The sequence below is a fragment of the Enterobacter sp. CPE_E890 genome (assembly GCF_046521475.1).
In the GTDB taxonomy this organism is placed as follows: Bacteria; Pseudomonadota; Gammaproteobacteria; order Enterobacterales; family Enterobacteriaceae; genus Enterobacter; species Enterobacter adelaidei.
This window is the reverse complement of sequence record NZ_JBKFZW010000001.1, coordinates 3602836-3617441: the sequence shown is the minus strand read 5'-3', so window position 1 is coordinate 3617441 and position 14606 is coordinate 3602836. Positions and strand designations below refer to the sequence as shown.

The following is a 14606-nucleotide window of genomic DNA, read 5'->3' as shown; positions in this document are numbered from 1 at the left end:
ACGATGAAAGAGGTTCGTATTGGATTGATTGGCACCGGGTATATCGGCAAGGCGCATGCCATTGCCTATGCCCAGGCCCCGACGGTGTTCAACCTGCGCGGCAAACTGGTGCGTGAGATGGTGGCGGAGGTGAACCCGACGCTGGCGGCAGAGCGCGCGCAGGCGTTTGGCTTCAATCGCTCAACCGGTGACTGGCGGGCGCTGGTGGCCGACCCGGCCATTGATGTGGTGGATATTTGCTCCCCCAACCATCTGCATAAAGAGATGGCGCTGGAGGCGATCCGTCACGGCAAGCATGTTTACTCGGAGAAGCCGCTGGCGCTGAATGCCCACGACGCGCGCGAGATGGTCGACGCCGCGAAGCGGGCAGGGGTGAAAACGCTGGTGGGGTTCAACTACATGAAAAACCCGACGGCGCAGCTGGCGAAAGAGATTATTGCGCGCGGCGAAATTGGAGAGGTGATCCACTTCTACGGCACCCACAACGAGGACTATATGGCCGACCCGCTTTCCCCCATTCACTGGCACTGTTTTAAAGAAACCGCCGGACTGGGCGCGCTGGGTGACCTGGCGGCGCATATCGTCAACATGGCCCAGTACCTGGTGGGGGAGATTGAGCAGGTTTGCGGCGATCTGAAGATTGTGGTCCCGGCACGTCCGGCGAAGGCCGGATCGTCGGAAATGGTCGCCGTGGAAAATGAAGATCAGGCCCACGCGATGGTGCGCTTCGCGGGTGGGGCGCAGGGCGTCATTGAAACTTCCCGCGTCGCCTGCGGCCGCAAGATGGGGCTTTCGTATGTGATCACCGGGACGAAAGGTGCCATCAGCTTCACCCAGGAGCGGATGGCGGAGCTGAAGCTTTATCTGCATGACGATCCGGTGAACCGTCAGGGGTTCCGCACGCTGCTGGTCGGCCCGGCACACCCTGACTACGGCGCGTTTTGCATGGGCGCAGGCCACGGTATTGGCTTTAACGATCAAAAAACGGTGGAAGTGCGTGACCTGGTAGACGGCATCGCCGCCGACGCACCGATGTGGCCGGACTTCGAAGAGGGCTGGAAGGTCTCGCGCGTGCTGGACGCCATCGCACTCTCACACCAGCAAGGCCGCTGGCTGAACGTGAATGACATTGTCTGAAGAGGGTTCAACGTGGAAAAGCAGTTTGATGTGATATGCATGGGCCGCGTGGCGGTAGACCTCTACAGCCAGCAGATTGGTGCCCGTCTGGAGGATGTGTCGAGCTTCGCCAAATATCTCGGCGGCTCGTCCGGCAACGTGGCGTACGGCACCGCGCGTCAGGGCCTACGCTCGTCAATGCTGGCGCGCGTCGGCGATGAGCATATGGGACGCTTCCTGCGGGAAGAGTTAAACCAGGTGGGTTGCGATACCAGCCATCTGATCACCGATAAAGACCGCCTCACGGCGCTGGTGCTGCTCGGCATTAAAGACCGGGACACCTTTCCTCTGATTTTTTATCGCGATAACTGCGCGGATATGGCGATTACCGCCAGCGATGTGGACGAAAGCTACATTGCCTCCGCACGGTGTCTTGCTATCACCGGGACTCACCTTTCTCACCCGCAGACCCGCGAGGCGGTGCTGACGGCGCTGAATTACGCCCGCCGTCACGGCGTGCGCACGGTGCTGGACATCGACTACCGTCCGGTGCTGTGGGGGCTAACCTCCTTAGGCGACGGCGAAACGCGCTTTATCGCCGCCGATCAGGTCACCCGCGAGCTGCAGGAAGTGCTGCACCTCTTCGACGTCATTGTCGGCACCGAAGAGGAGTTTCATATTGCGGGGGGCAGCACCGACACGTTGCAGGCGCTGGCGCAGGTGCGCCACGTCAGCAAGGCGACACTGGTTTGCAAGCGCGGTGCGCTAGGCTGCTCGGTGTATACCGATGCCATTCCCCCTCGGCTGGACGACGGCCTGACGGTGACCGGCGTGCGCGTGGAGGTGCTGAACGTCCTCGGCGCGGGGGATGCGTTTATGTCCGGCCTGCTGCGCGGTTATCTGAACGACGAGGGCTGGGAGCAGGCATGCCGCTACGCCAACGCCTGTGGTGCGCTGGTGGTCTCGCGGCACGGCTGTGCGCCGGCGATGCCGAGCAAAATCGAGCTGGATGATTACCTCTCCCGCGCCGCGCTCGTTCCACGCCCGGATCTCGACCCGCGTCTAAACCATCTGCACCGGGTGACCACCCGTCGTCGCGAATGGCCGGAGCTGTGCGTGATGGCCTTCGATCACCGCAGCCAGCTTGAGGATATGGCGCTGCAGTGCGGCGCGTCGCTCAAACGTATTCCGGCGCTGAAGCAACTGATCCTGCAGGCCAGCCGCGAGGCGGCAAGCTCTGCCGGACTGGAGGGCAAAGCCGGTCTGCTGTGCGATGGCACGTTTGGTCAGGATGCGCTGAACGCCATTACCGGGGAAGGGTGGTGGATCGGTCGTCCTATTGAGCTGCCGGGCTCGCGTCCGCTGGAGATGGAGCACGGCAACATTGGTACCCAGCTTATCAGCTGGCCGCAGGAGCACGTGGTGAAGTGCCTGGTCTTTTTCCATCCGGAAGACGCCCACGGCCTGCGTCTGGAGCAGGAGCAGAAAATCGCTGAGGTTTACCACGCCTGCTGTCAGTCCGGACATGAACTGCTGCTGGAGGTGATATTGCCCGCCAGCATGCCGCGCAGCGACGAGCTCTACCTGCGTGCCATTTCCCGTTTCTACAACCTGGGCATCTACCCCGACTGGTGGAAACTGCCGCCGCTCTCCGTCGAAGGCTGGACGGCGCTGAGCGAGATTATCGCGCGCCGGGACCCGCACTGTCGCGGCGTGGTGATCCTGGGTCTGGATGCTCCGGCAGAACAGCTGCGTGCCGACTTCAAAGCCGCATCGGGGCAGGCGCTGGTGAAAGGCTTCGCCGTGGGACGCACGCTGTTTGGCGATGCCTCCCGCGCATGGCTGAAACACGATATTGACGATGCGCAGCTGGTGGCGCGCATTCGGGACAACTACCTGCAGCTTATCGCCTGGTGGCGCGAGCGCGGACACGCATAATGGAGACGACAATGAGTGTACAACTGGGCATCAACCCGCTGACGTGGACGAACGACGATCTGCCTTCACTGGGCGCAGAGACATCTCTGGAGACCTGCCTGAGCGAAGGGAAAGAGGCCGGATTCGCGGGGTTCGAACTGGGCAATAAATTCCCACGTGAAGCGCGCCTGCTCGGCCCCATCCTGCAGCGTCACGACCTGCAGCTGGTCTCCGGCTGGTATTCCGGCCGCTTGCTGGAACGCAGTGTTGAAGACGAGATTGCTGCCGTGCAGTCCCACCTGACGCTGCTGCGCGAGCTGGGGGCGAAGGTGCTGGTTTTTGCGGAAGTGAGCGGCTGCATTCACGGCGAGCAGCAGACCCCGGTGCATCTGCGCCCGCGTTTCCCGCAGGAGCGCTGGAAAGAGTATGGCGAGAAGCTCACCGAATTTGCCCGCTATACGCAGCAGCAGGGAGTGCAGATTGCCTACCATCATCATATGGGCACGGTGATTGAGTCCGCTGAAGACGTGGACAACCTGATGATCCACACTGGCGATGCGGTGGGGTTACTGTTGGATACCGGCCACCTGACCTTTGCCGGGGCCGATCCGCTGGCGGTGGCGCAGCGCTGGGCGTCGCGCATCAACCATGTTCACTGCAAAGACGTGCGTGCCGACGTGCTGGCGGACGTCAAAAACCGCAAAACCAGCTTCCTTGATGCGGTGCTGAGCGGCGTGTTTACCGTGCCGGGCGACGGCTGCGTGAACTACCCGCCGATCATGCAACTGCTGAAAGCGCAGGACTATCACGGCTGGCTGGTGGTGGAGGCCGAGCAGGACCCGGCGATCGCCCATCCGCTGACCTACGCCCGTCTGGGGTATAACAACCTGAGCCGTCTGGCCCGCGACGCCGGACTGATTTGAGGAGGGGACATGTCACGTCTGTTATCACGCTGGCAACAGCCGAACGTTGAGGGGCGGACTCAGTCCGTCACGCCGGAAAGCGCCGGTTGGGGGTATGTCGGCTTTGAGGCGTATGAGCTGCAGGAGGGGCAGACGCTGACGCTGCCCGCCGTCAGCGAAGAGCGCTGTCTGGTGCTGGTGGCCGGGCGCGCTTCCATCAGCACGCCTTCTGCACTGTTTACTGACATCGGCGAGCGGATGAGCCCGTTCGAGCGCATCAAACCCTGGGCCGTTTACGTCACCTCACAGGAGACGGTGCAGGTGAAGGCGCTAACGAAAGTAGAGCTGGCGGTCTGCGCCGCGCCCGGCAAAGGGACGTACCCGACGCGGCTGATAGCCCCGCAGGATATTGACGGCGAAGCGCGTGGTAAGGGCCACAACCAGCGCTACGTGCATAACATCCTGCCGGAAAACAAACCCGCCGACAGCCTGCTGGTGGTGGAGGTCTGGACCAACGAAGGCTGTACCAGCTCGTACCCGAGCCATAAGCACGACACGGACAACCCGCCGCAGGAGACCTATCTGGAGGAGACCTATTACCATCGCCTCAACCCGGGACAGGGATTCTGCATGCAGCGTGTTTACACCGACGACAGAACGCTGGATGAGTGTATGGCGGTCTACAACCGGGATGTGGTCATGGTGCCGAAGGGCTATCACCCGGTGGCGACAATGGCCGGGTATGACAGCTACTACCTCAACGTGATGGCCGGGCCGGTGCGCAAATGGATGTTCACCTGGGAAGAGGACCACGCGTGGATTAATCGGGATTATCCCGCAGAGAGGGGGGACTGAGACGGCCTTTCTTGTCGGGTGGCGCTGCGCTTACCCGACCTACGAAATCGTAGGCCCGTGCAAGCGTAGCGCCGCCGGGCGAATTTTTCTCAGTGCATCCGCCTTGCCTGCTCAATCGTCCGGGCGATAGCCTCCGGCTGGCTCACCATCGACACGTGGCTTGCCGTCACCTCGACGGTTTTCGCATGGATCGTCTTCGCCATCGCGCGCTCAAGAGCGGGGTTGATCATTCGGTCATTCTTGCTGACCACAAACCAGCTCGGTTTCTCGTGCCACGCCGCGTGGGCAACCTTTTCACCAAACGCCTCGACCTTAATTGGCCCCTGCGTGGCTGCAATCGTATCTTGAATGGCTGGCTTCACGTCAGGCGCGAAGTCCTTCCTGACGGCTTCTGTCGGCAGGTATAAATAGCCGTCCGCCGTTTTAGCAATGCCCGCACTGCCCGGCGGGGCAGGATAGCTTCCTGCCAGATCCGCCGTCGACTGACCGGAATCCGGCGCGAACGCCGCCACGTACACCAGCGATTTAACCCGCGCATCGTTGCCTGCTTCGCTAATCACGGTGCCTCCCCAGGAGTGGCCCACCAGCACCACATTCCCGTGTGCACGGGCGATGGCTCGCTGCGTGGCCGCTACGTCATCTTTTAGCGATGTAAGCGGTAACTGGACGGCTATAACCTCGGTGTGTTGTTTTTGCAAAAGAGTAATCACCTTATTCCAGCTGCTGCCGTCGGCAAACGCGCCATGCACCAGCACCACGCTGGTTTTACTCTCCGCCAAAGCACTGGCCGAAATCGCCAGCAAACCCGCTGTCAGTAACGATAATGCTTTCATCTTCAGGCTCCTCAGAAATGGTGGACCGGCGCATGCGCTGGCACGGTGAATTCAAGAGTTTTATGGTCAAGAGGCTTATGCGTTGGGTCGGCCAGAATAATGGTCACCTTGTGTTTGCCGGCGGGCGGTTGTGGGTGTTCCAGCGGCGCAACGGCGGCGGGACCGTTAACGTCAGTGGCGCTGAGGTTGTCCAGAGGGGCGGCCTGGACATATGCGACGGATGCCAGGGCGAGCAGGGGGAAAAGTGTGTATCGACGAATCATCGGTGTCTCTCCTCATCGGTTCTGAATGACGACAGGGAAAGAAAACCATTTTTATGTATCAGAGATATTTGCCGGAGGCGGCGTTTTGTACCCGTTTGTCAGCGTGGCGCTGTGGATACAGTGCGATACAGTTTGCCGGGCTGCAGGATAAGATCCTCAGCAAAGGGATTGCAGGCATTATTCAAAGAGTGCAAAACCCTCCGGCGGCCTAGCGGTCAGCGGTGTCGACGGTCAGGCTGGATTGCTGTGACTGGGTTTTATCCTGATGGTGATACCAGGCGCCAATCGAAGAGTAAACGAAGCGGCCAAAGAAAAACAGGAAGCTGATTAACAGTATGATGCGGGTCATTCGGGTGTTAAATCGATGTCGTTTGCGCATACGCGTGGCCTGACTCACTGTGTTTTTCCTGGACATGCCCTTCTGGGCGATAAGGATATTAAGGCACAGCGGGAAGAGGGGGTCAATTCTGCAATGTGTAAATAACCGTCAACAGTTACATTAATTAATGTTATTGAAAATAATTAATGCATTTACCATATATGATAATATGAAGGAAGTTTTTGCAAAAAAGTCGGTGAAAAAGATTATTTGCATAAAGTAGTTTGATTTAAGTCAACGGATTCCCTGTCCTGATATTTAAAATCCTCCCTCCACACTGTTCGCCCTAAACATTGCCGGGCGGCACGCACGTCAGGTCGGATGCCTGTCTTTATTTTCCCTCTGGAGAGAAAGGGGTTTAACCGGGCATCTATGAACATTATTGCTTTCCTGAAAAACAATGAAGACCGCTGGTGGGCATTGCCGCTTATTTTACCTGTGGTTTTACTTCCCCTGCTGAGCGTCGCGAATACGTTCACGCAACTGGGCGAAGGTATTGTCGCGCTCTATTATTTACCCCTCTCATTTTTGCTCTCGCTGATGATGTTCTTTGGCCTGGAAGCGCTTCCCGGGATCGCGTTGTCGCTGTTTATCCGCTATTACCCGTCGGGTGGGATGTTTGAAACCGTCGCCACTATGCTCCATTTTATCGTCCCGATAGTGCTCAGTTGGGGGGGGTACCGGGTGTTTGCTCCCGGACGCAATATGACGGCGTACGGGGACACACGGCTGATGGCGCAGCGCATTTTCTGGCAGGTTTTCTGCCCCGCGACGCTATTTCTGGTGCTGTTTCAGTTTGCGGTTTATCTGGGTGTGTACGAGAGTCGCCAGAGCCTTGCGGGATTATCCCCCCTGAATATTCGTACGCTCATTAATTATCAGACACTGCTGGTCAGCGGGCTGACGGGGGTACCTCTGAGCTATCTGCTGATCCGCCTGATTCGCCATCCACGTTACATCAAAAGCCTCATCTCACAGATCCGTATGCAGATAGAGAAAAAGGTGACGGTCACTGAGTTTTTGATTTGGGTGTTTGCCCTCGGCGGACTGCTTTCGCTGCTGTTGCTCCCCATGAATGAAAACAGCTCAATTTTTTCTACCAACTACACCCTGTCGTTATTGATGCCGGTGATGCTCTGGGCCGCGATGCGCTTTGGCTATAAGCTGGTGTCGCTGATCTGGACGCCAGTCTTGCTGGTGTCCATTCACTATTTTTACCGCTATATCCCGTTGCATCAGGGTTATGACATTCAACTGGCGATCACCTCTTCCAGCTATCTGGTCTTCTCGTTCGTGGTGATTTACATGTCGATGCTGGCGACTCACCAGCGAACCGTGAATCAACGCTCCCGCAGACTGGCGCTACTCGACCCTGTCGTACATATGCCTAATCTGCGCTCGTTATTACACGATCTGGCTAAAAACCCGTGGTCGGCGCTTTGTTTACTGCGTATTCCTGAGCTTGAAATTTTGGGGCGAAATTACGGCGTGTTGCTGCGCATTTTGTACAAACAGCAGCTGGCGCAATGGATTAATGACACACTCCAGCCTAATGAGAAGGTCTACCACCTGACCGGGTGCGATCTGGCGATTCGACTCAACGCGGAATCCCACCAGCAGCGGATTGAAACCCTGGATGAGCATATCAAACAGTTCCGCTTTGTCTGGGATGGCATGCCGCTGCAGCCTCAGGTGGGTGTGAGCTACTGTTATGTGCGGTCACCAGTGAACCATCTCTATCTGGTCCTGGGTGAGCTGGGTATGGTTGCGGACTTGTCGCTCTCCTCCAACCATCCTGAAAATCTTCAGCAGCGTGGTGCTGTCCATTTGCAGCGTAGCCTGAAGGATAAAGTCGCAATGATGAGCAGTCTGCAAAGGGCTCTCGATAACAACGCATTTACGCTTTTCGTTCAGCCTGTTTGCGGCCAGCGTGGCGATCGCTACCACGAAGTCTTGCTGCGAATGCAGGATGCAAATGGAGTATTAATCTCCCCCGACCAATTCCTGCCTGTTGCACAGGAGTTTGGGTTGTCGTCGCGGGTGGATTTATGGGTACTGGACCACACGTTACGCTTTCTGGCAACACATCGCGAAAGGCTGCCCGGCCAGCGGTTTGCCATTAATCTGGCCCCTTCAACCGTTTGCAGAGTGCAGTTCCCGCTTGAGGTAAGTCGTTTGCTGACGAAATACGCCATCGAACCGTGGCAACTGATCTTTGAGGTGACGGAGTGCAGCACGTTCGGCAGTGCTGAGCAGGCACAACAGATCCTCGGTCAGTTGCAGAAGATGGGGGTACGCATTGCCATTGATGATTTTGGTACCGGCTATGCGAGCTATGCCCGGCTGAAAAGCGTGGACGCTGATATTCTCAAAATCGACGGCAGTTTTGTGCAGAACATCGTTAACAACAGTCTGGATTATCAGATAGTGGCGTCAATCTGCCATCTGGCGCGAATGAAGAAAATGCTGGTGGTGGCAGAATATGTCGAAACTGAAGAGATACGTAGCGCGGTTCACGCGCTAGGTATTGATTATGTGCAGGGATACCTGATTGGCAGACCGGTCGCACTGGAATCACTGCTGGAGGCAGAGGCGTCCTGTGCGGACGCCTGAGCCGTTACGCGGCGACGTCGGCACTCTCTTCTTCGATTTTGAGTAGCCAGCCGGTGACCGCTTCCCAGTACTGCTGCTCTTTTTCCAGATCCAGCAGGACCAGTGCGTTCTGGCTAAACCAGTCGTGCGGGAAGCTCAGCGTCCAGTGGTGGTCGTCGGTTTTCAGCTTCAGCGTGGGCGGCGTGGTGGTGGCCTGACGCTGATTATTGAGCAGCACGCCAAGGCGCAGCAGCTGAATAAGCGGCAGGAACTGCTTTTTCTTGAACAGCGTGAAGCGGGGCAGATCGTCGAGCTTGATGGCTTTGCGGTGATAACGCACCAGCGTGGCCATCATGGTCTGCTGCTCCTGGTTGAAGCCTGGTAAATCGCTGTTTTGCAGAATGTAAGCTGAGTGGCGATGCATCCCGCTGTGGTTAATGTTCAGTCCCACTTCATGCAGCATTGCTGCCCATTTCAGCAGGGCGGCAAGCTGCGGATGCGCCAGCTTAGGATTTTGTTCCTGCCATTGGTCGTACATCTGAACGGTCGTTTCCAGCACGCGCTTTGCCTGCTCACGATCGATGTTGTACTGGTTTGCCAGGCTTTGTGCAGTGCGGCTGCGAATATCCTGATGGCGGAAACGGCCTTCCATCTCATACAGCACACCTTCACGCAGGGCGCCGTCAGAAAGACGCAGCTCCTTGATGGCCAGCGCATCAAATACGCCGCAGAGGATAGCCAGACCCGGCACAAACACCGCTTTACGCTCGTCGGAAAGACCCGGCAGGCTCAAGGCGTCAAAACTTTTATGCTTTAGCACTTCTTCAGTCAGCAATATCAGGCGTTCAGGCGTGATAAACCCGTCTTTCTCGCCCATCGCCAGCAGCACTTCATGGGCCGCTTTGATGGTACCCGATGCGCCCAGCGCCACATTCCAGCCCTGAATACGGTACTGCCAGGCGAGGTTTTCCAGTTTCTGGATGGCGGCCATACGCGCCCGCTGGAAGTTTTCACGGGTGATGGTGCCACCCGGGAAATACATCTGCGCGAAGCTGACGCAGCCCATACGACGACTTTCCACCAGACGCGGCTCAAAGTCTTCGCCGATCACCAGCTCAGTTGAACCGCCGCCAATGTCGATCACCAGCTTGCGCCCTTTTTCCGGCTGGGTGTGCTCAACCCCCATGAAAATCAGACGCGCTTCCTCGTTACCGGAGATGATCTCAATCGGGTAGGGGATCACTTTTTCGGCCCGCTTGAGAAATTCAGGCGCGTTCAGCGCCTGGCGCAGGGTGTGGGTGCCCACGATGCAGACGCTGGAAGGCGAGAAGCCCTGCAGACGTTCGGCAAACAGCGACAGGCAGTTCAGGCCGCGCTCCATTGCCTCTTCGCTAAGCATGCTGCGTTCATCAAGACCGTCCGCCAGGTGTACACGCTGCTTCAGACGACCGATGATCTGCAGCGCGCCATCCACCTCACGGGCGATGACCATGTGGAAACTGTTAGAGCCAAGATCGACCGCGGCGAATTCCTGCGGGCGTGGGGTCTTATCATTTATCGGCATAGGTTAATCGGGTTGCTCGAGTGATTTGATATAGTCGTAAATCGCCAGTTGCGACCGCACTTTACGGCGGTTGCCGCGCGGTACATAGCGGTTACTGAGTTCTTTGTCGATATAGCGTGCTTTCACCGTATCGCTGAACAGAATCTCGATGATGTCGAGGATCTGCTGCTTCAGTCGCGGATCCAGCAGCGGTGCTGCGACTTCAATTCGATAGTCAATATTGCGTGTCATCCAGTCTGCAGAAGAGAGGTAAACCTGTTTGTCACCCGCATTATCGAAAATATAGACGCGATCGTGTTCCAGGTAACGGTCAACAATGCTGATGACGCGAATATTGTCGCTGATGCCTTCCAGTTCAGGGATCAGCGAGCACATGCCGCGGATCAGCAGGTTAACCGGCACGCCGGAACTGGACGCCGCGTACAGGCGGTCAACCAGCCCTTTGTCGACCAGATTGTTGAGCTTCAGCGTGATGCCGGATGACAACCCTTTCTGCGCATTAGCGATCTCTTTATCGATCATATCGTACAGCAGACGGCGCGAGTTCTGCGGTGACACCAGCAGATAATCGAAATTCACCGGGCGGTACGGGTTTTCAATAAAGTTAAATACCCGGCGTACCTCGTTAGTGATGCGGGCATCAGCGGTCAACAGCGAGTAGTCCGTATAAATTCGTGCGGTTTTCTCGTTGAAGTTCCCGGTACCGATGTGGGCATAACGCACCACCTCGTCGCCCTCTTTACGGGAGATCAGGAACAGCTTGGCGTGAATTTTCAGCCCCGGCGCGGAGAAGATGACGTGCACACCGGCTTCCGTCAGACGGCGCGCCCAGTGAATGTTCGCCTCTTCGTCGAAGCGCGCCTGCAGCTCAACCACCACCGTGACTTTCTTGGCGTTATGCGCCGCATGGATCATCGCGTCGATGATGCGGGAATCTTTTGCCACGCGGTAGATGTTGATTTTGATTGCCAGCACGCTCGGGTCGAAGGAGGCCTGACGCAGCAGTTCCAGCACGTGTTCAAACGTGTGATACGGATAGTAGAGCAGGACGTCACGTTCGCGAATCGCGTCGAATCCGTTGCGGAATTTGTCGAACCACAGATGGCGCAGGCGCGGCAGCGGCTTGTTCACCAGATTGGCTTTGCCGACGTTCGGGAAGCCAATAAAGTCTTTAAAGTTGTGGTAACGGCCACCCGGCACGATGGAGTCATAGCGCGAGATGGTCAGCTTCTCGCGCAGCATCTCCACCATGGCGTCCGGCATATCGCGCTGATAAACAAAGCGCACCGGCTCGGCCGTCAGGCGCTGTTTCAGGCTGGACGACATCAGCTCCATCAGGCTGGCTTCCATCTCGTGCACCAGGTCATATTCGGCGTCACGGGTCATCTTCATGGAATAGGCGTTTAACGCATCATAATCGAAGAAGCCTTTGAAGATGTCGTCCAGACAGTAGCGCAGGATGTTATCCAGCAGGATCATCGGTTTGCGTCTGCGCGGGGTTTCCGGCGGCAGGTTCACAAAGCGCGGCACCTTGTCGGACGGGATCTCAAGCAGCGCGTAGCGGATCGAATCACCGCGGATAATTTCCACCGCCAGGTAGGTGTAGTCATCTTTCAGGAACTGCACCAGGTCGGTTTCGCGGTTGATCAGAATCGGGGTGATGTGCTGACGCAGATACTGTTTGAAGTAATGGCGCAGCCAGTTTTGTTGGTTAACGGAAAGCTGTCGTTCGTTAATCAGGAAGATTTGATTGCGTGCCATTTCCAGCAGCAGTTCGTTATACAGGCCGTCAAATTCCTGATCGGCTTTCAACACGCGGGACTGGATTTTGCCCAACAGATGCCGCGAGTGAGAGTTTAAGCCCTGTTCTTCGCTGATGATGATTCGCCGTTTTAGCTCGGCAAAACGAACCTTGTAGAACTCATCCAGGTTGTTGGAATAAATGCCCAAAAAACGCATGCGCTCGATCAGCGGGTTACTTTTGTCAGCCGCTTCCTGGAGTACACGTTCGTTGAATGCTAACCAGCTTAGCTCTTTCTCGATATATAACTTTTCCTGACCCATTACAGCTCACACTCCAGTTCAATCACAGGACGTGGTAAATCCGTCTCGTCCTTATTATGGCGAGCATTTCCACGATATGTCCAACAGTGCCAGAAAAGTATGACAGTTATTTTTTTTGTTGGGAATTTTAGAGGGTTGGAGAAGGGAATATCGGGTAATGCAATTTGCAGGTCGGGTAAGCGTAGCGCCACCCGACATAACACACTACTCTTCGGCCGCATAACCCTGCGGGGGTAACTTCACGTCGTCGAGCCAGGCAGCGCCGTCACGCATCTCCAGACGCCCGTCGACAAACCAGCTTACCACCAGCGGATAAATGGCGTGTTCCTGGACCTGTACGCGTTCGGTCACGTCTTCTTCGTTATCGCCTTCAAAGACCGGCACTTTCGCCTGCAGGATCACCGGGCCACCATCCAGTTCGTCGGTAACGAAATGCACGGAGGTACCATGCTCTTCATCGCCGTTTTCCAGAACCTGACGATGGGTGTGCAAGCCAGGATACTTCGGCAGCAAAGATGGGTGGATATTCAGCAGGCGTCCGGCATAATGCTCAACAAAAGCCGGGCTCAGGATACGCATATAGCCCGCCAGCACCACGACATCAGGCGCGTAGGCATCTATTTCCTGAACCAGCTCGCGGTCAAAGGCTTCACGCCCTGCGAACTGGCTGGCTTCCAGCGCGTGCGCGGGAATACTCGCTTCCCGGGCACGCTCAAGGCCGAACGCGTCGGCCTTGTTGCTGAATACTGCCCGAATGGTGCCATTGATCTTCTTCTGTTTGCAGGCGTCAATTATTGCCTGCAAATTGCTTCCGTTACCGGAAATGAGCACCACGATGTTTTTCATTCAATGACCACACGTTGTTCGGAATCGGAAGCTTTAATAGTACCGATTTTCCACGCGTTTTCACCTTTCTCTGTCAGCAGTTTAACCGCTTTATCCGCTTCGCTCGCGGGCAGGGCTATCACCATACCTACACCGCAGTTAAAGGTGCGGTACATTTCGTGAGAACTGACGTTGCCTGCGGTTTGCAGCCAGTTAAACACGGACGGCCACTGCCAGGAGGATTCGTCGATCACGGCCTGGGTGTTGTCCGGCAGAACGCGCGGGATATTTTCCCAGAAGCCGCCGCCGGTCAGGTGGGCAATCGCATGAACGTCGACGTTCTCGATCAGTTCCAGCACGTTTTTCACGTAAATGCGGGTTGGAGCCAGCAGGTGATCGGCAAGCGGTTTGCCATCCAGTTCAGTGGTCTGTGGGTCGCAACCGCTGACTTCGATGATTTTACGTACCAGAGAGTAGCCGTTAGAGTGCGGGCCGCTGGATGCCAGTGCGATCAGGACATCACCATCAGCCACTTTGCTGCCGTCGATAATTTCTGATTTTTCTACCACGCCGACGCAGAAACCAGCGACGTCATAATCTTCGCCGTGATACATGCCTGGCATTTCTGCGGTTTCACCGCCGACCAGCGCGCAGCCTGACTGCAGACACCCTTCGGCAATACCGTTAATCACGCTGGCTGCGGTATCCACGTCCAGTTTACCGGTCGCGTAATAATCGAGGAAGAACAGCGGTTCAGCACCCTGAACGACCAGGTCATTCACACACATCGCGACCAGATCGATACCGATCGTGTCATGACGTTTTAAATCCATCGCCAGGCGCAGTTTTGTACCTACACCATCAGTACCCGAGACCAGAACAGGTTCACGATATTTTTGCGGCAGCGCGCACAGTGCGCCGAATCCACCCAGACCACCCATCACTTCCGGGCGGCGGGTTTTTTTCACCACACCTTTGATTCGGTCAACCAGCGCATTACCTGCGTCAATATCAACACCGGCATCTTTGTAGCTGAGAGAAGTTTTGTTGGTCACGGCTCAAGTCCCCACGCGATTGCATAGCTAGTAAGAAAAATCGGCGCAATTCTAACAGTCCAGGCAAACGTTTGCGAGCCTATTCTCGGTGAGACGATTTTTTTTTCTGTGCGGCTTGCCAATGTGCCCAAACTTGAGTCTGTTCACGAAAATGAAACCGGTTTCGGTTTTCTCCTTGCAACAGGAATCACCTTTGCACATCATTCAGATGAAACCGGTTTCTGTAATTGTTTTTGCAGAA

12 protein-coding genes are annotated in these 14606 nt (G+C 56.5%); 5 read left to right on the top strand and 7 right to left on the bottom strand.

The annotated features are described in order from the left end of the window. The first annotated feature begins 3 nt into the window (after nucleotides 1-3). Genes ACLHV9_RS17785 through iolB form a run of 4 tightly spaced genes read left to right on the top strand, consistent with a single transcriptional unit; the run spans nucleotide 4 to nucleotide 4790 of the window. Nucleotides 4-1137: a Gfo/Idh/MocA family protein gene (locus tag ACLHV9_RS17785; RefSeq protein WP_028016113.1), complete on the top strand. Its 1134-nt coding sequence runs from the start codon at nucleotides 4-6 to the stop codon at nucleotides 1135-1137. 12 nt (nucleotides 1138-1149) lie between these two features. Then, nucleotides 1150-3054, top strand: a complete 1905-nt coding sequence (locus tag ACLHV9_RS17780; protein ID WP_108090886.1) for a bifunctional 5-dehydro-2-deoxygluconokinase/5-dehydro-2-deoxyphosphogluconate aldolase — start codon at nucleotides 1150-1152, stop codon at nucleotides 3052-3054. 11 nt (nucleotides 3055-3065) lie between these two features. Beyond that, on the top strand, nucleotides 3066-3956 hold the full coding sequence (gene iolE, locus ACLHV9_RS17775; protein WP_108090885.1) for a myo-inosose-2 dehydratase: 891 nt from the start codon (nucleotides 3066-3068) through the stop codon (nucleotides 3954-3956). Nucleotides 3957-3965: 9 nt separating this feature from the next. Next, a complete protein-coding gene (gene iolB, locus ACLHV9_RS17770; RefSeq protein ID WP_108090884.1) occupies nucleotides 3966-4790 on the top strand; it encodes a 5-deoxy-glucuronate isomerase in 825 nt (274 codons plus the stop codon). Between the two features lie 89 nt (nucleotides 4791-4879). Here iolB and ACLHV9_RS17765 read toward each other — a convergent pair whose 3' ends face one another. The 3 genes from ACLHV9_RS17765 to ACLHV9_RS17755 all read right to left on the bottom strand — a co-directional run bounded on the left by ACLHV9_RS17765 (nucleotide 4880) and on the right by ACLHV9_RS17755 (nucleotide 6283). Continuing rightward, on the bottom strand, nucleotides 4880-5623 hold the full coding sequence (locus ACLHV9_RS17765; protein ID WP_108090883.1) for an alpha/beta fold hydrolase: 744 nt from the start codon (nucleotides 5621-5623) through the stop codon (nucleotides 4880-4882). 11 nt (nucleotides 5624-5634) lie between these two features. After that, complete coding sequence (locus tag ACLHV9_RS17760; protein ID WP_108090882.1) at nucleotides 5635-5886, bottom strand: DUF6130 family protein; 252 nt, start codon at nucleotides 5884-5886, stop codon at nucleotides 5635-5637. A gap of 208 nt (nucleotides 5887-6094) precedes the next feature. Continuing rightward, nucleotides 6095-6283, bottom strand: coding sequence for a YfgG family protein (locus ACLHV9_RS17755; protein ID WP_028016118.1), 189 nt, complete (start codon nucleotides 6281-6283; stop codon nucleotides 6095-6097). Nucleotides 6284-6637: 354 nt separating this feature from the next. Here ACLHV9_RS17755 and ACLHV9_RS17750 point away from each other — a divergent pair, with 354 nt between their 5' ends. Next, entirely contained in the window at nucleotides 6638-8878 is a 2241-nt protein-coding gene (locus ACLHV9_RS17750; protein WP_108090881.1) for an EAL domain-containing protein, read from the top strand. Between the two features lie 4 nt (nucleotides 8879-8882). On the opposite strand, the gene ppx is transcribed toward ACLHV9_RS17750, so the two are convergent. From ppx to purM, 4 genes are all read right to left on the bottom strand, one after another. Next, the gene (gene ppx / locus ACLHV9_RS17745) at nucleotides 8883-10421 is read right to left on the bottom strand and encodes an exopolyphosphatase (protein ID WP_028016120.1); all 1539 of its coding nucleotides are present in this window, start codon (nucleotides 10419-10421) and stop codon (nucleotides 8883-8885) included. Between the two features lie 3 nt (nucleotides 10422-10424). Continuing rightward, nucleotides 10425-12485 (bottom strand): polyphosphate kinase 1, encoded by a 2061-nt coding sequence (gene ppk1 / locus ACLHV9_RS17740; RefSeq protein ID WP_028016121.1) that lies wholly within the window; start codon nucleotides 12483-12485, stop codon nucleotides 10425-10427. A 204-nt stretch (nucleotides 12486-12689) separates the two neighbouring features. Beyond that, nucleotides 12690-13331 carry a phosphoribosylglycinamide formyltransferase gene (purN, locus tag ACLHV9_RS17735; protein ID WP_108090880.1) on the bottom strand — a complete coding sequence of 214 codons (642 nt, stop codon included), beginning with the start codon at nucleotides 13329-13331 and terminating at the stop codon, nucleotides 12690-12692. Beyond that, a complete protein-coding gene (gene purM / locus ACLHV9_RS17730) occupies nucleotides 13328-14365 on the bottom strand; it encodes a phosphoribosylformylglycinamidine cyclo-ligase (protein ID WP_028016123.1) in 1038 nt (345 codons plus the stop codon). The genes purN and purM overlap by 4 nt, the downstream gene beginning before the upstream one ends. Nucleotides 14366-14606 lie beyond the last annotated feature (241 nt).